At 69.2% G+C, this 18,974-nt stretch carries 16 protein-coding genes; 1 reads left to right on the top strand and 15 read right to left on the bottom strand.

Annotated features, from left to right (window positions below):
* Positions 1-45: 45 nt before the first annotated feature.
* The 15 genes from ACWGO0_RS28945 to ACWGO0_RS28875 all read right to left on the bottom strand — a co-directional run bounded on the left by ACWGO0_RS28945 (position 46) and on the right by ACWGO0_RS28875 (position 18,232).
* Entirely contained in the window at positions 46-1,476 is a 1,431-nt protein-coding gene (locus ACWGO0_RS28945; protein ID WP_453541327.1) for a purine-cytosine permease family protein, read from the bottom strand.
* A gap of 195 nt (positions 1,477-1,671) precedes the next feature.
* Positions 1,672-3,156 (bottom strand): APC family permease, encoded by a 1,485-nt coding sequence (locus ACWGO0_RS28940; RefSeq protein WP_453541324.1) that lies wholly within the window; start codon positions 3,154-3,156, stop codon positions 1,672-1,674.
* Between the two features lie 55 nt (positions 3,157-3,211).
* Entirely contained in the window at positions 3,212-4,357 is a 1,146-nt protein-coding gene (locus ACWGO0_RS28935) for an agmatine deiminase family protein (protein ID WP_453541321.1), read from the bottom strand.
* Between the two features lie 107 nt (positions 4,358-4,464).
* On the bottom strand, positions 4,465-5,262 hold the full coding sequence (locus tag ACWGO0_RS28930; RefSeq protein WP_453541318.1) for an ABC transporter ATP-binding protein: 798 nt from the start codon (positions 5,260-5,262) through the stop codon (positions 4,465-4,467).
* Positions 5,255-6,259, bottom strand: coding sequence for an ABC transporter ATP-binding protein (locus tag ACWGO0_RS28925; RefSeq protein ID WP_453541315.1), 1,005 nt, complete (start codon positions 6,257-6,259; stop codon positions 5,255-5,257). The genes ACWGO0_RS28930 and ACWGO0_RS28925 overlap by 8 nt, the downstream gene beginning before the upstream one ends.
* Positions 6,256-7,110 carry an ABC transporter permease gene (locus ACWGO0_RS28920; RefSeq protein ID WP_453541312.1) on the bottom strand — a complete coding sequence of 285 codons (855 nt, stop codon included), beginning with the start codon at positions 7,108-7,110 and terminating at the stop codon, positions 6,256-6,258. The genes ACWGO0_RS28925 and ACWGO0_RS28920 overlap by 4 nt, the downstream gene beginning before the upstream one ends.
* Complete coding sequence (locus ACWGO0_RS28915; protein WP_453541310.1) at positions 7,107-8,066, bottom strand: ABC transporter permease; 960 nt, start codon at positions 8,064-8,066, stop codon at positions 7,107-7,109. Before ACWGO0_RS28915 ends, ACWGO0_RS28920 begins: the two co-directional genes overlap by 4 nt.
* Positions 8,063-9,673 carry an ABC transporter substrate-binding protein gene (locus ACWGO0_RS28910; RefSeq protein ID WP_453541307.1) on the bottom strand — a complete coding sequence of 537 codons (1,611 nt, stop codon included), beginning with the start codon at positions 9,671-9,673 and terminating at the stop codon, positions 8,063-8,065. Before ACWGO0_RS28910 ends, ACWGO0_RS28915 begins: the two co-directional genes overlap by 4 nt.
* Positions 9,674-9,816: 143 nt before the next feature.
* Positions 9,817-10,830, bottom strand: a complete 1,014-nt coding sequence (locus ACWGO0_RS28905; protein WP_453541304.1) for an agmatine deiminase family protein — start codon at positions 10,828-10,830, stop codon at positions 9,817-9,819.
* A gap of 162 nt (positions 10,831-10,992) precedes the next feature.
* Positions 10,993-12,744, bottom strand: coding sequence for an urease subunit alpha (locus ACWGO0_RS28900; protein WP_453541301.1), 1,752 nt, complete (start codon positions 12,742-12,744; stop codon positions 10,993-10,995).
* Positions 12,741-13,436 (bottom strand): urease subunit gamma, encoded by a 696-nt coding sequence (gene ureA / locus ACWGO0_RS28895; protein ID WP_453541298.1) that lies wholly within the window; start codon positions 13,434-13,436, stop codon positions 12,741-12,743. Before ureA ends, ACWGO0_RS28900 begins: the two co-directional genes overlap by 4 nt.
* A 413-nt stretch (positions 13,437-13,849) precedes the next feature.
* Positions 13,850-14,551 (bottom strand): SpoIIE family protein phosphatase, encoded by a 702-nt coding sequence (locus tag ACWGO0_RS28890; protein WP_453541295.1) that lies wholly within the window; start codon positions 14,549-14,551, stop codon positions 13,850-13,852.
* 154 nt (positions 14,552-14,705) lie between these two features.
* On the bottom strand, positions 14,706-15,293 hold the full coding sequence (locus tag ACWGO0_RS28885) for a TetR/AcrR family transcriptional regulator (protein WP_453541292.1): 588 nt from the start codon (positions 15,291-15,293) through the stop codon (positions 14,706-14,708).
* An 87-nt stretch (positions 15,294-15,380) separates the two neighbouring features.
* The gene (locus ACWGO0_RS28880) at positions 15,381-16,541 is read right to left on the bottom strand and encodes an agmatine deiminase family protein (RefSeq protein WP_453541289.1); all 1,161 of its coding nucleotides are present in this window, start codon (positions 16,539-16,541) and stop codon (positions 15,381-15,383) included.
* A gap of 101 nt (positions 16,542-16,642) precedes the next feature.
* The gene (locus tag ACWGO0_RS28875) at positions 16,643-18,232 is read right to left on the bottom strand and encodes a serine/threonine-protein kinase (protein ID WP_453541286.1); all 1,590 of its coding nucleotides are present in this window, start codon (positions 18,230-18,232) and stop codon (positions 16,643-16,645) included.
* A 151-nt stretch (positions 18,233-18,383) separates the two neighbouring features.
* On the opposite strand from ACWGO0_RS28875, the gene ACWGO0_RS28870 reads away from it, so the two are divergent.
* On the top strand, positions 18,384-18,965 hold the full coding sequence (locus ACWGO0_RS28870; RefSeq protein WP_453541283.1) for a TetR/AcrR family transcriptional regulator: 582 nt from the start codon (positions 18,384-18,386) through the stop codon (positions 18,963-18,965).
* Positions 18,966-18,974: the final 9 nt, after the last annotated feature.

Raw genomic sequence — 18,974 nt, 5'->3', positions numbered from 1 at the left:
GGTGCTCCTTCTCACGGAGGTTCCGTACGTGCGGGCGCGGGTTGCTCAGTGGAGTGGTGCCAGCAGTCCCTCCTCCCGGACCATCCGGCGTTCGGTGGCCAGATCGAGGCTTCGGGCGAAGGCCCAGTAGAGGACGCCGGCCACGGGCAGGCCGACGAAGATCGAGCAGTCGACGCCGCCGAAGAACTCCGCGACAGGCCCGACATAGAGTCCGGTGATGACCATGAACGGGGCCATGCAGGCCAGACCGATCCCGTAGGCGAGGTTTCCGCGCCATCCCCATCGGCCGTAGATGCCGTTCGGGTTGAAGATCTCCTTGACGACGTACTGGCCGCGCCGGACGAGAAAGAAGTCGACCAGGTTGATGGCCGTCCACGGGATGAACAGGTATGTCAGCACCACCACCACGTTGGCGAAGAACCAGTTGAACTGGTCGATGCCGACCACGGTGGAGACCGTCCCGACGGCCACCAGCATGATCCCGATCGTCACCACCCGGATGGTCCGTGTCGGCTTGACCGGCCGGAACGAGTCCATGATCGAGATCATGGTGAGGCTGCCGCCGTACTGGTTGATCGCCATGATGGAGAGCAGCCCGACCAGCAGGACGACGACCGCGACCGTGCCGAACCCGCTGAACAGTCGGTCGGCAGCCAGCTTCAGGGCCGTCACCGGGTCGGTGCCCTCGGGGGCACCGGCCGAGACCACGGCACCGAGGAGGAACACCCAGATCCCGGAGATCGCACTGGGCAGGTAGGTCCACCAGAAGGTGCTGCGGACCGGGACGTCGGGTCTGAGGTAGCGCGAGTAGTCCGAGACGTACGGCGCCCAGCCCAGTTGGAAGCCTGCGACGAAGACGAACACGAGCATGAACGGGGCGAGGTCGAACGGGCCCGCGTCCCACACTCCGTCCGGCAGCCCTCCGCCGAACAGGGCGGACACGGTGATCGCCGCGGTGACCACGACGAAGGGCCAGGTGAGCCACTTGTTCAGCCGGTGGATCCACTCGTACCCGAACAGGGCGATCACGGTAGCCACCCCGGCGGCCAGCACGTAGCCGAGCCCGTTGGGGATCCCGGTGAGCAGGTTCATGGCCTGGCCGGACAACAGGGCGTCGGACGTGTTGAAGCCGACGTAGTTGACCAGAGCGAACACCCACACGGTGAGCGCGGCACCCAGGTACCCGAACTGTGCGCGCGACTGGACCAGTTGGGGCAGTCCCAGCTGGGGTCCCTGAGCCGAGTGGAACGCCATGAAGAACGTACCGAAGAGTGAGCCGAGGACGGTGGCGACCACCGTCCAGACGAGCGAGGCTCCCATCGAGAGGGTCACGACACCGGTCGCCAGGCCGGTGAGGTTGAGGCTGCCGACGAACCAGATGGCCCCGACGTTCGAGGGTTTCCCGTGCCGTTCCGAGAGGGGCACCCAGTCGATCGAGTGCTGTTCGATGCCCGCAAGCGGTGCGGAATCATCCATCGGCGAGTCAACTGGCCCCATTTGGGCTCCTGTCCAGGGGTGCGTCCATGAATCCGCTCGGCGACCATGACCTTCCGGGGCCGACCGGGTGCGCTCACCCTAGGGACTGACTTAAATTTCAGTCAATGCCTAGGACAAAGGGAGTTGACGAAAATTTCAGTTCGGCTGTTTCTTGGGCGTCAAGGGCGGTGACGTTCAGAAGTCGGACAAGAGGCCCTCCCGTCGGCGCGCGCCGACGACCGCCTCGACATCTCCTGCGTGCTCGTCCTCGCGGTCCACGGCCCTCGGATCAAGTCGCCGGGGACGGAAGAAGGAACGCCCTCCCCGGAGCCGCGCGATGGTCACCGGTACCAGTCCGAGGGCGAGCGAACCGAGGCCGATGGCCAGTTGCGTACCGGTCAGCCTCGGAATCGACGCCGCGAAGATCCAGATGTTGAAGACCGTGCCGGCGAGCGGCCACAGGCCGAGGAGGATCAGGTTCCCGGCGGATGCGAACAGCAGGCTCCGGTAGGCGACCACGACCGCGATCCCCGCCAGCGCGTAGTAGAACGCGACGAGTAGACCGATCCCCATCAGTACGTCCTCCAGGAGGACCACGCCGGCGTCTGCGACAAGGACGCAGATCAGGGACGTCACCGCGATCGCGCCGACGGTCAGCGTCGAGGCCACGGGGGTGCGCCGCCGGGGGTGGATCCGGCCGAGGAACGAGGGAACCGTGCGGTCACGGCCCATGGCGAACAGCGTGCGGGTGGCCTGGAGGAGCGTGGTCTCCAGCGTGGCGACCATCGAGAGCGGCACGGCGATGACGAGGAGCGTACCCCCCACTCCGGGCCACGCGGCGTCGCCGAGTTGGACGAGAAAGCCTCCGTCCTTCGACGTGGCGGCGTCCGGCCCCAGGATCACGTTCGCGCTGACGGTGAGAGCGAGGAGTGTCATGGCAACGACCAGAAGGCCGATCAGGCCGCCGAGCCCGGATGCGCGCCGGCCACCGCGGGTCTCCTCGCTGAGGTTGGCCGTGACGTCCCACCCCCAGTACAGCGCGCCCGCGACCAAGGCGCCCGCGGTGAAGGTGTGGGTCGCGTCGTAGTGCCCGAAGCCGAACCAGGTGAAGGAGAACGCGGCCGCGTGCTCGTCCCGCATCAGCGCCGCGACCGCGACGGAGAACAGCAGGGCCAGCTGGGTCCCGACGGCCACGGCCCGAACACGAGCGGCGACCCTGGCCCCTGATGCGACGAGGGCCGCGATGAGCAGGACCCAGCCGAGTCCGACCGCCGTGGCCACGACATCGTTCTCGGCCAGTTCTTCGTCGATGAGCGACAGGGTGGCCCTTCCCGCGGCTGCCGTCGACGCGGTGATGAACAGAGTGGTCGCGGCGACCACGGCCCACCCGCTGAGGAATCCGAGGAAGGGGTGCAGGGTCCTGGCGACCCAGGAGTAGGAGGCACCGGAGTTGACGTCGAGTCGCCCCAGGTGCCTGAAGGCGAGGGCGATGCCCACCATCGGGATCGCGCCGTAGAGCAGAGCCGCGGGGGCGGCCAGGCCGACCGCTGCGACAAGTGCGGGAATCAGTGCGACGACGGTGTACGCCGGTCCACAGCCGGCTACTGCCATGACCACAGTGTCGAACGTTCCCAGGGCATTTGTTCTCAGCCCGTGCCCACCGTTGCCGGTTCTGTCCATTGGCTGTAGGCCTTTCCGCGGTTGTGTCGAACAGGGGCGGTCCGGTCGGCTGTTCTCAGGCGACGGGCTGCTGCTGGGTCACGCAGTGGATGCCGCCGCCACCGGTGCCGAGGCGGTCGATGTCGATCTGCTCGATGACGCGGTCCGGGTAGAGGCGGGCCAGGGTCGCCTTCGCGGTCCTGTCCGCCTGCGCGTCGCCGAAGTGGGCGGAGATGACGGCGCCGTTGCAGAGGTAGTAGTTGGCGTACGAGGCAAGGAAGTTCTGGTTGGTGGAGCGGATCCTGTTGTAGTCGGGGCCCTGAAGCTTCGCCACTGTCATCGCGGTGCCGGTGGCCGTCCTGGACGTGGACAGAACCTGGTGCTGCCGGCGCGCGTCCTTCGCGTACGCGTCGTTGTCCGACGCGAGGGGCATCTGGACGAGTGCCTTGCCGGGGCCCAGGAAGCGGGACGTGGCGTCGACGTGGTCGTCGGTGATGTCCTGGCCGTAAACCCCGTCGAACCAGATGACCTTGGAGGCCCCGTACGCCTCGCACATCGCGGACTCCAACTGGCTTGCCGACATCCCGGGGTTGCGGTTGCGGTTCACCAGGCTGCTGCGGGTGGCCATCAACGTGCCGCCGCCGTCCTGCTCGATGGCGCCGCCCTCGCCGACCAGATCGGCGTAGGTGAACGGCACACGCACGTGGGCGGCGATCCGCTCGGCGACGAGGGCGTCCTTGGCGTGGGCCTGCTTGTTGCCCCACCCGTTGAAGTTGAGGCCCACGGTGTCGAGGCGGCCGGCCCCATCGGTGCGGAAGACGGGGCCGGAGTCGCGCATCCAGCAGTCGTCGACGGGGATGGAGCTGATGACGGTGACCGAGGAGCCGCACATCGAGCGGGCCTTGGCGGCGCTCGCGGAGTTGGCGCACATGACGACCGGCTCGTACTTCGCGATCGTACGGGCGATCAGAGCGATGTCCCTCTGCACTCCGCTCAGCTTGCCGCCCCAGATCGAGGTGCTGTCCGGCCAAGCCATCCACGTACGGGTGTGGCGGACGTCTTCGAGCGGGACCCTGAAAGTGCCGGCCGCCCTGGCAGCCCCGGCCCAGCCCTGGGCCGTTGTCGCGACGGCGGCGCCGGCGGCGGTCAGCCCGGCCGCCGCGAGGAATGCTCGCCGGTTCAGGACCCGGCGTACGTGGCGGCCTGAGGTGTGATCGTTCATGGTTGCCTCCTGTGTCGACTTGCTTGCGCGGTGGGGGGGTTACCGAGGGACATGCGAGCGGCCGCGCCGAGGGACCGAGCGGCGGCCGCTCGCTCGTCAACAGGCGGTCAGAGTGCCCGGCGGGCGGCGGCGATCGCTTCGGGGTCCCAGCCGGGGCGGGGCACGGATTCCAGCAGGAGCCGCGTGTAGGGGTGTTGGGGTGCGGCGAGCACCTCGGCCGTGGGGCCCGCCTCGACGACGCGGCCCTTGCGCATGACGATGACGTCGTCGGTGACGCACCGGACCACGCCGAGGTCGTGGGTGATGAACAGGTAGCCGATCCGGGTCTCCTCACGGATGTCGGCGAGCAGGTTGAGGATCTGCGCCTGTACGGAGACGTCGAGCGCGGCGACCGCCTCGTCCAGGACGAGGACGGCCGGTTCCACGGCGAGGGCCCGGGCGATGGCGACGCGCTGGCGCTGGCCGCCCGAGAGCTGCCGCGGCCGGGCGTCGGCGGCGCGGGTTCCCAGGCCGACCTGGTCGAGGAGCTCGCGGACGCGCCGGTCGTGGTCCGTGCCGGGGAAGTGCAGGCGCAGGGTTTCGCGCAGCACCTGTTCGACGCTGGTCCTCGGGTCGAGGGAGAGGTACGGATCCTGGAAGACCATCTGGACCTCGCGGGCCCGGGCCAGGCGCCGGGCCCGGCCTCGGCCTCGCGCGCTGCGGGCCCGGCCGCGTACGAGGACGTCGCCGGCCTCGGCCTGTTCCAGACCGACGACGATCCGGGCGGTGGTGGTCTTGCCGGACCCGGATTCACCGACGATGCCCAGGGATCCGCCCTCGGGAAGGGCGAAGGACACGTCGTCGACGGCGCGGACGCTTCCGTAGGTGCGTCGGAGGCCGACGGCCTCCAGTACGTTCTCAGGCATCGACAGGGCTCCCTTCGAGACGGTCGCTGTGATGGCAAGCGGCCTGGTGGTCCGGGAGGCCGGGTGCGGGCAGCGGCCTCGGAGCCTCCTGGTCGCAGATCTCCGTGGCGAGGGGGCAGCGGGCGGCGAACGCGCAGCCGTGCAGTTCCTGCCGGAGATCGGGGGGCTGGCCATCGATGGCGGCAAGCCTCCCCCGAGGGGCTTCCAGTCGGGGGGTGGAGGCGAGCAGCGCTGAGGTGTAGGGATGCCTGGACTGCGCGAAGAGGGCTTTCGCGGGGCCGCTCTCCGCGATCCGCCCGGCGTACATCACGTAGACGCGGTCGCTGATGGCGGCGGCGAGGTCGAGGTCGTGGGTGACGAAGAGCAGGCCGGTGTCGAAGCGTTCGCGGAGCTCGGCCAGAAGGGCGATGACCTCGGCCTGGGTGGTGACGTCGAGCGCGGTGGTCGGTTCGTCGGCCAGGAGGAGGGCGGGGTCCCCCATCAGCGCCGCCGCGATCATGACGCGTTGCAGCATGCCGCCGGAGACCTGACCGGGGTACTTGTGCAGGGCGGAGTCGTCCAGACCGACCGCCTGGAGGAGTTCGGTGGCCCGGGCGGTGGCGTCCGTCCGGTTCATGCTCCCGGTCAGGGTCACGCTCTCGGTGAGGAAGTCACCGATGCGGCGCAGTGGGTTGAGGGCGGCGCGCGGGTCCTGGAAGATCATGGCCACCGTGCTGGTGCGCAGGGCGCGCAGCTGGCCGGCGTTCATGGTGAGCACGTTCTGGCCGCAGACGCGGACGGCGCCCTCGACCTCGGCGCCGGGCGGCAGCAGGTTCAGAGCGCTGCGCGAGGTGAGGGTCTTCCCGGACCCTGACTCGCCGACGAGGGCGACGGTCTCGCCGGCGGAGACGTGGAGGTCGACGCCGTCGAGGACGGGGCGGGCCGTACCGGGCAGGGTGATGCGCAGTCCTTGGATGTCGAGGGTGCGCGTGGGTCTCATCGGGTCCCTCGGGTTCATGGGGTCCTCCTGGCGACGCGGTCGGCCCAGCGTTCTCCGACCACGTTGAAGGCGACGACGGTCAGCACGATGAACACACAGGGCAGGACCGCGGAGAGCGGGTAGCCGTGCTGGATGGCGGTCTGGCCGTCGAAGACCATGCGGCCCCAGTCGGGGGTGAGTGCGGGTACACCGAGTCCGAGAAAGGACAGGCTGGCGAGGTCCATCAGCGCGTAGCCGAAGTTGATGGTGGACTGGGCGAGGACGACGGGGGCGATGTTGGGCAGGATGTGGCGCAGGCAGATCTGGAGTGCCGAGTGTCCTTGCACCTGGTAGGCGCTGACATAGGGGCGTTTGCGTTCGGCCAGGACGAGGGAGCGGGTGAGGCGGCTGACATAAGGCAGGTAGGCGATGGAGAGGGCGACGACGGGGGCGAGCAGTCCTTCCCCGTAGATCGAGATGACCAGAATCGCCAGAAGCATGCCGGGGAACGCGAAGACCAGTTCGGTGCTGCGGGACAGGACCGAGTCGAGCCAGCCGCCCCGCCAGCCGGCGGCCATTCCGATCGCGACACCGGCGAGGGTGGAGAAGACCACGACCCCGAGGGGCCCGAGGAGCGAGGTGCGCGCGCCGAGAAGCAGCCGGGAGAGGGTGTCGCGCCCCGCCGCGTCGACGCCGAGCAGGTGCTCCGGGGAAGGGCCGGCCAGCGCGTTGCCGAGGTCGACCGCGTTGGGGTCGTAGGGCACGACCCATGGCGCGAGGAGCGCGGCGGCGGTGACGAGGGCGACAAGGCCCAGGCAGACCAGGTACAGAGAGGACCGGGCGGTGCGGATCCTGGAGAGTCCGGGCCGGCGGGTCAGGACGGCGGTCATACGGAGGAACTCCTCGATCCGAGGGTGATCCGCGGGTCGACCAGAGGCAGCAGCAGGTCGACGATCAGGTTCACGGTCATGAAGAGAGCGACGATGATCAAGGAGATGGCCTGGACGGTCGGGAAGTCCTTGGTCGTGGTGGACAGCTCCAGGAGCTGGCCGACGCCGCCGATGCTGAAGGCGGTCTCCACGAGGATCGTGCAGACCAGCAGGGTGGCGACGATCAGTCCGCCGGTGGTGAGGACAGTGCCCAGCGAGTTGCGGAACACGTGGCGGCGGATGACCTGGCGCTCGGGGACACCCCTGCTGCGGGCGACCGTGACGTGCTCGCTGTCGAGGGCTTCGAGCATGGCGGACCGGGTGACCCGGGCGAGCATGCCGATCAGATAGAGCGCGAGGGCGATCGCGGGCAGGGTCAGGTGCCAGACCATGTCACCGAAGCCGTCGCCGGAACCGCTGCTGGGGAACCACCCCAGATTCACGGCGAACAGGCCCTGGAGCAGGACGGCCGCGACGAAGGACGGGGTACCGACGGCGAACGTGGTCCCGACCAGGATGGCGGAGTCGGTGCCACCGCCGCGTACGGCGGAGACCCATCCCAGCAGCAGGCCGATCACCGCGACCACGACCAGCGCCATCACGACGAGCAGCAACGTGGTGGGGAGGCGGTCGGCCAGGAGACGTGAGACGTCGGTGCGGTAGGTGATGGACCGCCCGAAGTCTCCCTGGACGATGTCGCCGAGCCAGCGGAGGTACCGGACGAGGAAGGGTTCGTCCAGGTGGTATTGGGCGTTGATCGCGGCGAGGGCCTCCGGTGAGGCCGAGCGTCCGGAGAGCAGGAAGCTGGCCGGGTTGCCCGGTGCCAGGTACATGGCGCCGAAGACCACGAACGACGCACCGAGCAGGGTGGCGGCCATCTCCGCCACCCGGCGTACGGCGAATCTCGCAAAGTTCACTTCGTGGCCCCCACGCCCGCTGCCCCGACATCCGCGGCCCACGGGTAGTACATGTACGAGATGGTTGTGGGGGCGCCGGTGATCCTCTTGTTGAGGAAGACCGCGGTGGGCCACTCGGCAACCGGGATCCAGAGCAGCTGCTCGGCAGCGTGCTTCTGGAGCTCGGCCTCGATCTCCATCCGCTGCTCCGGCTGGTAGACGGCGGTGGCCTGGTCGACGAGCGCGTCGTAACCCTTGTCGCTGTGGCCGGCGTAGTTCATGTAGGCACCGGTCTTGAAATTCTGCAGCAGGTCCAGTGGGTCGGTGATCGAGCCGTACTGGGTGAGCGGGAACATGTCGATGCCCTCGCGCGCCTGGGGATCGGTGAAGAGCGCCGTGAAGGCGTTCGGAGCGATCGTCTTGAGCTTGATCTTCAACCCGATCTGGGTGCCTGCCGCCTGGACTGCGGTGGCGAGGAGGGAGACGTCCTGGCCGATGGCACTGGTGGCGACGGTCAGGGTCTTGCCGGTGGCCCCGGCCTCCTTGATCAGCGCCTCGGCCTTCTCGATGTCCTGGGTACCGGGCGGCAGCTCGCCGAAGGCGGTCTGTCTGGTCTTCTCCGAGGCTCCGGCCCAGGCGGCCCGGGTGGTGAGCGAGTTGGTGACGGTGCCCGCGCCGCCGAGCCCGGCCTTGACGAACCCGGAGCGGTCCAGCGCCAGGGACAGCGCGCGGCGTACTCGGACGTCACCGAGCGCGCCCTTCATGTTGGTGATGTTGACGTTGACCGTGCTCAGGCCCTCGCCGAAGTACAGGGTTCCCAGGCCGCTCTCGCTCAACCGGCCGTAGCTCTCGGTGGGGATGAGGTAGCCGCCGTCGGCTTCCCCGCTGAGCATCGCGTTGGTGCGCGCGGACGGGTCGGTCAGGACCCGGAAGACGGCCTTCTTGGACTTGGCCTTGGTACCCCAGTAGCCGTCGAAACGCTCGAGTTCGATCGACTGGCCCTTGCTCCAGGTGCCGAGCTTGAACGGGCCGGTGCAGGCGAGGTCACCGGCGGTGCCGTAGTCCTCGCCCGCTGCCTCGACGCCGGCCTTGGAGGCGACCACACCCGCGGCGGTCGCCATGTACTGCGGGAACTGGGAGTCGGGCTTCTTGAGTTTGACGGTGACCTGCAGCGGTCCGGTCCTGGTCAGCGAAGCGACGTTCTGGAAGACCTGGGCCCAGGCCGCGGCGTTGTCCGGGTCCATCTGCCGCCCGAGGCTGTGGACCACGTCGTCTGCGGTCATCACCTTGCCGTCGTGGAAGCGCACGCCGGAGCGCAGGTCGTAGACCCAGGTGGTGGGGTCCGGGTTCGATGCCTTCTGCGCCAGGCCCGGCTGAAGGGTGAGCCCCGGTGTCCAGCGCATCAGGCTCTCGCACACGTTGGACAGGATCGTGTTCTGCGGGTAGTCGAACGCCAGCGTGTAGTCGAGGGTGGGCGGCTCGGCGTAGACGGCCCAGGTGAACGAGTCGATCTCGCCGCGGGCCCGCGGCGTGGAGGCGGAGAGCTTGACCTCGGTGCCGCTGGTGTCGCCGCCCTTGGGCGGGCCGGAGCAGGCCGCGAGTGCGGCGAGGGAGGTCAGGGCTGCCATCGCCGCGGCGATTCGTCCGCGTCGGCCGCGGGGGCGTCTACTGCCGAGGGGCTGGGGTGTGGTCATCGTCGCGCTCTCATTCCTGAGGGGGGCGGGGCCGGAGGGCCGCTGGAGGGGCACTCCGGGAGCGGTCCGTTCTCGATTCAGGCGGTGGCGGCTACAGCGGGGATCTGCTGGGTGATGCAGTGGACCCCGCCGCCGCCGAACGCGATAGCGGGTGCCCGCACGCCGACGACCTTGCGGCCGGGGTACGCCGCGGCGATGACCGCGAGGGCTTCGTCCTCCTGGGGCACACCGGCCACCGGGACGACGACTCCCCCGTTGGCCACGTAGTAGTTCAGGTAGGACACCTCGACCTCGCCTTCGGCCATGTCGGCGAACGCGGTCTGCGGGACGTCGACGATCTCGAACGGCCTGCCCTTCGCGTCGGTGGTGACCTCCAGCACCGCGCGGTTGGCGCGCATCCGGGCGTAGTCGGGATGCGCGGGGTCGTCGGGCAGGGAGACGACGACCTTGCCGGGAGCGGCGAAGGCGCAGACGCCGTCGACGTGCCCGTCGGTCTCCGTGTCCAGCAGGCCGCCGTACGGAAGCCAGACAACCTTGTCGATTCCGAGCCGGGATTTCAGCTCGGTCTCGATCTCGTCCCGGTTCATCCCTGGGTTCCGGTTGGGGTGCAGCAGACACTGTTCGGTCGTGATCAGCGTGCCTTCGCCGTCGACCGTGATCGCCCCGCCCTCGAGGATCATGTCGGAGGCGATGCGCTCCACGCCGAGGTGCTCCAGGAGGAGGCCGCTGACCCGGTCGTCGGAGTCGTAGGGGTGGTGCTTGCGGCCCCAGGCGTTGAAGCGGAAGTCCACCCCGGCGCGGTTGCCGTCACCGTCGAGCACGAACAGCGGGGCGGAGTCGCGGAACCACGAGTCGTCCTGCTCGATCTCCACCACGGTGATCTCGTGGCCGCACCTCGTCCGGACCTCCTCGCCGTGGCCGGGCGGCGCGACCATGGTCACCGGCTCGAACTCGGCGATCGCGCGGGCGACGTTCGCGTACTCCTCCTTGACGTCGTTCAGCACGCCGCCCCACAGGTCCTCGCGGACGGGCCAGGCCATCAGGCACCCCTCGTGCTCGGACCACTCGGCAGGCATACGGAATGCAGTCATCACGGGTCTCTCTTCGTTTCGTCAGAAGTACCCGTCGGCGATGGCCGGCTCAGCCTGGCGGAAGCACAGGACAGGTACGCGGTGTGAACAGCATCTTCCTGCCGACTGAAAATTCAGTCAAGAGGAGAGGCATGTTTTTGAAAATTCAGTCAGCCGGGCAGGTCACAGGAAGTACAGGCGACTCAGTGAGACCTGCTGCGCCGGTTCGGAACGCATCGGATCGCCGTCGAGGGTCACGAGGCCGCTGCGCGGGTCGACGTCCACTTGCCCCAGCCGGGCGTTGTGCAGCATGTCGGCCGGGCCGATACCGCGGGTCCCCCGTACGGCCACGCGCCTGCGCCGGGTGCCCAGAGCGTCGGACGGCGAGCCGAAGGAGCCCGATTCGGCGGCGGCGCGGCTGACGAAGGCCACGGAGAGCTCCGCCGGGGCGGCTCCGTGGGCGCCGAACAGCGGGCCCAGGACCAAGGGCTCGCAGGTGTCGGTCGCGGCGTTCGGATCGCCCGTGACCCCGTATGCCGGGAATCCGGACTTGAGGACCATCTGCGGTTTGGCGCCGAAGAACGGCGGGCGCCAGAGCACGATGTCGGCCATCTTGCCGATCTCGACGGAACCGACCTCGTGTGCGAGGCCGTGGGCGATCGCCGGGTTGATGGTGAGCTTGGCGATGTAGCGCAGGACCCGGGCGTTGTCGTCGTGCGGACCGTCGCCCTCCATCGGGCCCAGCTCGGCCTTCATCTTCCCGGCCATCGCGAACGTGCGCCGGACGGTCTCCCCGGCCCGGCCCATGCCCTGCGCGTCGGAAGAGGTGATCCCGATCGCGCCGAGGTCGTGCAGCACGTCCTCCGCACCCATCGTCCCGGCCCTGATCCGGTCACGCGCCATGGCGGCGTCGCCCGGCAGGTCCGTCTTGAGCGCGTGTACGGAGACGATCATCCCGTAGTGCTCCGCGATGGCGTCCCGGCCGAAGGGCAGGGTCGGGTTGGTGGAGGAGCCGATGACGTTCGGGACGCCCGCCATCTTCAGGACGTTGGGTACGTGTCCGCCGCCGCAGCCCTCGATGTGGAAGGCATGGATCGTCCGGCCCTCCAGGACCCTCAGTGTGTCCTCCACCGACAGGCACTCGTTGAGGCCGTCGCTGTGCAGGGCGACCTGCACGTCGTGCTCCTCGGCGACCCGCAGGGCCGTATCGAGCGCGCGGGTGTGCGCACCCATGTCCTCGTGCACCTTGAAACCGCAGGCACCGCCCTCGGCCAGCGCCTCGACCAGGGGCGCTTCGTGGGACGCGGACCCCCGGGCCAGGAAGCCGATGTTGACGGGCCAGGCGTCGAAGGCGCCGAAGCCGAGCTTCAGCGCCCATGGGGAGTTCACGCCGACGCCCCAGCTCGGCCCGACCTCCTGGCCAATGATCGTGGTGACGCCGGAGGCCAGTGACGCCTCCATGATCCGCGGGGAGAGCAGGTGGACATGGGTGTCGATCGCACCGGCGGTGGCGATCAGGCCCTCGCCCGGGATCATCGTCGTGCCCGTCCCCACCACCACGTCGACGCCGTCGAGGGTGTCGGGGTTACCTGCCCGCCCGATCGCGTGGATCCGGCCCTCCCGGATGCCGATGGACACCTTCCGGATGCCGAGCACCGCGTCGATCACCAGGACATTGGTGATCACGACATCACAGGTGTCACGGACGGCCGCGGCCTTCAGATGCATTCCGTCACGGGCGGTCTTGCCGAAACCGGCCAGGAACTCGTCGCCGTGCGCCTGCGAGTCCGACTCCACCCGCACGACGAGCCCTGAGTCGCCGAGCCGTACCTGGTCCCCCGCGCGGGGACCGTGCACGGTGGCGTACTCGTGCGGATCGATGTGCCGGCTGCTGCCCGGCGCGCAGTGGTCACTGTGTTTGGTGGGTCTGCTCATCGCTCTGTTCCCTCCACTCCCAGGTAGCCGCATGCGGCGGCGCGCCGCAGGGCTTCCGCCTTCGCACCGGGCGCGTCCAGCGGCCCGTCGACCAGGCCCGCGAAACCGATCACGATCCGCGCTCCGCCCATCGGTACGAGTCCGACCTCGACGACTGCACCGGGATCGAAGCGTGTGGACGCCCCGGCCGGGGCAGCGAGCCGCATGCCGTACGCGGCGGCCCGGTCGAAGTCCAGGCGGGGATTCGCCTCGAAGAAGTGGAAGTGCGAGGTCACGCTCACCGGCACCGCGGCCGTGTTGCGGACCCGCAGAGTGATCACCGGTTCCGGCTCCGGCAGGGCGTCCGAGTGGGGCAGGACGGCCCCCGGGGCACCGTCGTGGTGCTCCACGTCGCCGAACGGTTCACTGATGACGGCCAGCCGGGTGCCGTCGTCGAACACCGCCTCGACATGGATCTCCGTCACGACGTCAGTGACGCCGGGGAGCACGTCGTCCGGGCCGAGCACGCCGCGCCCACGCTTGAGGGCCTCGGCCAGCCGTAGGCCGTCACGCGCGGCCTCGCAGACCGTATCGGCGATCAGGGCGGTCGCCTCCGGTACGTTGAGGCGCAGCCCGCGCCCCAGACGCGTCCGCGCGAGCTCGGCGGCCGTGAAGAGCAGCAGCCGGTCCCGCTCAGTGGGGGTCAGAGGCATGCTGTCCCCCGACTCACGGGTCTGGTCACACGCATGGTGTCCTTGCCTTCCTCCCGGAGACCCTTCTCCGGAATGTCACAGGTGGAGCGTTCGAGCCACTGTGACACTGACTGAAATATCAGTCAAGATCTTGGACTGAGACCGGCCGGAACGATCGGCCGCTGGGGCCCGCTCAGGCCGAGCGAAGGGCGTCCGTCGGGGCTGCCCTGGCCGCGCGCAGGGCCGGGTGGATACCGGCAATGGCGGCCACCAGGACGGAGACCGACGGTCCGGCGACGATCGCGTGGGGGGACGGAGACCGGCCACCCCTGAGCGAGGGCGTAGCCGTAGACGCCGAGGCTGCCCATGACCAGCCCGCCGATTCCGCCGATGAAGCCCATCAGTACGGCCTCCAGCAGGAACTGAACGGTGATCTACGCGCCCCTGGCACCCAGCGCGCGGCCCAGTCCGATCTCACCGCGGCGTTCCATCACGCCCACCACCATGGTGTTGGCGATCCCGCCACCACCTACGAGCAGGGCGACGCCGGCGAGGGAGAGGACCAGCCCGGTGAGCGCGCCCTTCGCCTCGCCGCGTGCCGTGAGGAAGTCGGACGGCCGACTGACGGCCACCATGCCCGGATCGGCCGGGTTCGCGGTTGCCCCGGCCACGTCCTGCACGTCCGGGACGCGTTCAGGACGGGATCGCAGATAGACGGTGCCCGCGGTGCCGTCCGCACCCAGATGCGCCGTGGCCTGGGGCCAGCCACCCCGGTCCGCGACCAGCCCGTTGGTGAAGAACACCAGACGCGAGCCGGACTGGCACGTACGGATAGTCCACAGCGCCGCCGGGTGAAGCAGCGCCGGCCCCGTGTGATCCGACCGGGCGAGGGTGCACACCCCGGTGACCGAGTCGTAGACGGCGCACAGGCAGGTGGCCCCGGTCATCTTCCGCCCGTCCTCTTCCCCGGCGGCCTCATCGGTGTCGATGTGTACGACCAGCTCGTCCAGATGACTCAGGAGATCGTCGGGAGACAGGTCCAGCGCGGAGAAGTTGTGCACGGCGACGCCCAGCCGGCCCATGGTTGCGGCGGCGTGCAGGCCGTGGCCGACGACCTCGCCGACCACCAGGGCCACCGCCGTACTCCCCATCGGCACGGGCCCCCGCGATCTCGACACCGCGCTGCATCAGGCCGCCGACGATCTCACCGGAACCGCCTACGCGGTCTGCCGCCTCGCCGCCACCAAGATCGTGTATGCCTCACCGGAGCACGCGGACACAGGAGCGTCGTTACCTGTCCTGGTGACCCAGCCGTTCGACCTCGGCGGCGATCGCTTCGCTCATGAGGGTCCGGGCGTGGGAGATCTGGAGCGTGCCGCTGAGCCAGCGCATGCTCAGGCCCTCCAGGAGGGCGGTGAGCCGCTCGGCTGCCGCCGCGAGGGCGACGGCCGGGGCCATCGGCTTGACCTGGCCCAGCAGGGCCGCCACCTCCTGGACCCAGACCAGGGTGGCTCTCGCCAGATCCTCGCGCAGGACTTCGTCGAAGATGGCGCTGGCCCGCAACTCGCCCCAGGCGCTGCTGTTCTCCCTGACATCGGTCGTGTCCTGGAGTTCCAGCAGGAGCGTCTGTTCCAGTTCCTCTCGCGGACTGAGCGGTTCGTCGTCGGGGCCGCGGTGCGTCGTGTAGCGATCGGCACGGTCGCTGATGAACTCCAGGGTCCTGCGCAGGATCCCGGTGCGGTCCTTGAAGTGGTAGTAAATCAGCGCGGTGGACACGCCCGCCTCCTCGGCCAGCTCCTCCACGCGCAGGCCGCGGACCCCGCGCCGGGCGATCACCCGGGCGGCGGCTTCGAGGATCTGAGTGCTGCGAGACGCCATGCCCGAACCCTATCGGGCCCTCATTCACCGCCGGAGGCCAGTCACCGCCGATGGGCGGTGACCGGCGCGTCATACCTGATCGACCCGTCAGACAGCCGGGGGAACGACCGGCTGGGACTGGGTGGCGCAATGGATGCCGCCACCGCCGCTCGCTATGTTGTCGATGTTGAGCTGGACGATGTTCCGGCCGGGGTATGCGGCCTGCAGGATGGCGTAGGCCACGCCGTCGGCGTAGCCGTCGCCGAACTGAGGGACGAGGACGGCGCCGTTCACCGTGTAGTAGTTGGTGTAGCTGGACAGGAAGCCCTTACCCGTACCACGAATGTAACGGCGGTCCGGGCCGGGGAGTTCGGTGACGGTCAGGCGGCGGCCCTGTGCGTCGGTCGCGCTCAGCAGGGCCTGCTTGGTCTCGTTGTAGACGGCGACCCACTTGCTGTCGGTGCCGGGGCCTGGCTGGTCCAGGATGACCCGTCCTGGCGCAATGAACCGGGCCAGGCAGTCGATGTGACAGTCGGTGATGTCCTGGCCGGCGAGTCCTGGTACCCAGATCACCTTGTCGACGCCGAGCGCCGACTTCATTGCGTGCTCGACCTGGTCCTGGGTCATGCCCGGGTTGCGGTTGCTGTTGACGAGCGAGCTGACCGTGGCGAGCAAGGTGCCCTGACCGTCGGTCTCCAACGAGCCGCCTTCCCCGACGAAACCGGCCTGTACACGCTGGATGCCGTACTGGCCGAGCAGGGTCGAGGCCGAGGCCGCGTCGTTCGCGTAGGGCTGCGCGTACGGCGTGCCGGTCTTGCCCCAGCCGTTGAAGTTGGTGTCCACGCCCGCGACAGCGCCGGGGGCGACCACGAAGGTGGGCCCGAAGTCCCGGATCCACAGGTCGTCGTTGGCGATCTCGACGACCTCGATGCCGTAATAGGCCCCGGCACCACAGGCATACCGGGCATCGGCTGCCTGCTCGGGCCGGGCGAGCATCACGACCGGCTCGTAACGGGAAATCGTGTCGGCCACCTTCGCGATGTTGCTGCGGACACCGCCGAGCTGAGTGGACCAGACCGACGACAGCGCGGGCCAGGCCATGAAGGTCCGCACATGGCGGTCGTCCTCTGCGGGCATCCGCAGCGTGGCGCCCGAAGGGCTGGTGGCAGCGCGGGCCACCGCGGGCAGTGCCGACCCGAGGGCCGCGAGCGGCACAGCTGCCGCTCCGAGCTGGAGCAGTCGGCGTCGAGACGTCGTGGGCGTGTCCATGGGACTCCTACCTGAACGAACGAGAGGCGGGTGTTACGGGTGTTCCACGTATGCTCCCCCGGACTGAAAATTCAGTCAATGATCGTGCCCGGTAAAAATACCTACTGCTCACGGCGATGATGCTCAAATGATGCGGTGACCGGCCCGCCCTCGTCATATGCCTCTATCAGCCACACAATGACGATGTCCTGCCCGTCGGAGCTACGGACGCAGAAGGGCCGCTCGTCGGCCAGGTCCGCGAAGGCGATCGCGGTGACCGGCTCCGTTTCGATACCCCGGACACAGTCGGCGGGGCCGAGTTCGTCCCCTGCGGAGACGAAGGCGTCGCTGTCCTCGGGAAGGACGAACTCCGAATCGTCGCGCGCCAGATACCAGGCGGCGGTGTCCGCGGGAACGACCTTCCCGGCCTTCAGGTCGAACTCGTAGCTGTCATCGGGGGAGGTCAGCTCGACACTCGGGTTGCCTGGGACATAGGCGGCGGACGGCGAGGGCGAGGGTGGGCCGTTGGCGGAATCCTCGACCGAGGGGGACGGCGAGGCGGAACCACCGGCGGTGTCCTCGACCGAGCCCTTCGACCGCTGCGGGGAGTCGAGTAGATGGACGGCACCACCGGCCGCCACGAGGACCGCGAGCGCCGCCACCGTCAAGGCCAGGCGGCGCCCGCCCCTGCGCGCCCGGCGCGAGGAACGGCCGATCCGGGTTTCGGTCCTGGGGTGCGGCTGGGAAGCGGGAGCGGCCGGGGCCGCGAGCGTGGGTTGCGCGTGGACCGGCGCCGGCTCCAAAGCCTCCCCTGCCATCTCGCTGCTGATCGATTGAGGAAGCCAGCCCTCACCGAACTCCGGGCGGGGTCCGACCAGGGGATGCGCGTGAACGGCCGTGATCAGATCCACCGTCGTCGGGCGGTCCTCCGGCCGCTTGGCCAGACACCAGGCGAGCAAATCCCGCAGGTCGTGGGGAACTTGGGTGAGGTCGGGCTGCTCGTGGACCACCCGGTACAGCGCGGCCGACTCGAGCCCCGCCCCGAAGGGGGCTTCGCCGCTCGCCACGTACGTGATGAGCGCGCCGAGAGCGAAGACGTCGGTTGCCGGCGACACCGGCCGGCCCAGTGCCTGTTCGGGAGCCATGAACGATGCGGTACCGATCCGCAGGCCCGTCCCGGTCAGCGCACTGGCGTCGGCCGCGCGTGCGATACCGAAATCGATGACGCGGGGCCCGTCCTCGGCGATCAGCACATTGGCGGGCTTGAGGTCGCGATGGACGACGCCCGCACGGTGGATCACCTGGAGCGCCTCGGCAATGCCGGCCACGAGGAGCAGCACCGTTCGCACCGGGAGCGGGCCGTGACGCTTGACCACCTGATGCAGGGATGGTCCAGGAACGTAGGCGGTGGCGAGCCAAGGGGTCGGGGCGTCCACACCCGAGGCGACCACCTGCGCGGTGAACAGTCCATGAATGCGCTCGGCACTGGCCACTTCCTGGGCGAAGCGCAGGCGGAACTCGGGATCTCCCGCAAACTCCTCCCGTACCGCCTTCAATGCGATCGGACGGCCGCCGGGAGTGTGGGCCAGGTACACCACGCCCATGCCGCCCGAGCCCAGCCGGGCCTGGAGTCGGTAGCCGCCGATCTCGCGAGGGTCGTCGGCCGACAGCGCCGCGTGAGCAGGACGTGCACCAGGAAGCTGAGCGGACATGCGGTGGCTCTTTCGACGATGTAGAACGAGGCCCGGGAGGGTGCCTTCCGGCACGAAGCTTGATGGCTGACCCGACTCGAATGGTGCACTTAACTAAAGATTCAGTCAATATGTGACACTGTTGGTTCAGACCACTCAGGAGGGGGATCGCGTGGCGACAGACCGCCGGAGGGCCATCTTGGAAGGTGCCGCCCGAGTCATAGCCCGGCGAGGGGTCCGCGGGCTGCGCATGGAGGAGCTGGCGGACGAAGCCGGGGTGTCCACCGCGCTGATCTACTACCACTTCGATGACCGGTCCGGCGTCCTGCGCCACACCCTGGGGTTCATCAGCGACCGGGCCGAACGGTACACGTCCGACGGGGACGGCAGCGCCGGACCGTACGACGCACGGCAGGAGCTGGAGCAGTCCCTGCTGCTGGAATTCCAGGACCTTTCCGAAGTCCGCGAGAACAGCACGGTGTGGGGCGAGCTACGCGCCAGCGCGATCTTCGAACCCGAGCTGCGCGGAGACTTGGCCAGAGCCACCCTGACCTGGATTCACGATGTTGCGGACCTCTTGGGCCGCATCCGGCCGACGGCTCCCGCACCGGCTCTCACGGCGTCCGCGGAGCGGCTCACCGCGCTCCTGGAAGGACTGAGTACGCGCTGGCTGAGCGGCGCCCTGCCCCTAGCCCACGCCCGCGCACTGACGCGGGAAGCCGTCTCGGTGGAGATCGAGCAACTGGGGCACTAAGCCGTGTGC

It is taken from the genome of Streptomyces sp. NPDC055749 (assembly GCF_053617235.1).
Note: the sequence above shows the minus strand (reverse complement) of the source record. Positions and strands in the feature narration are given on the sequence as shown.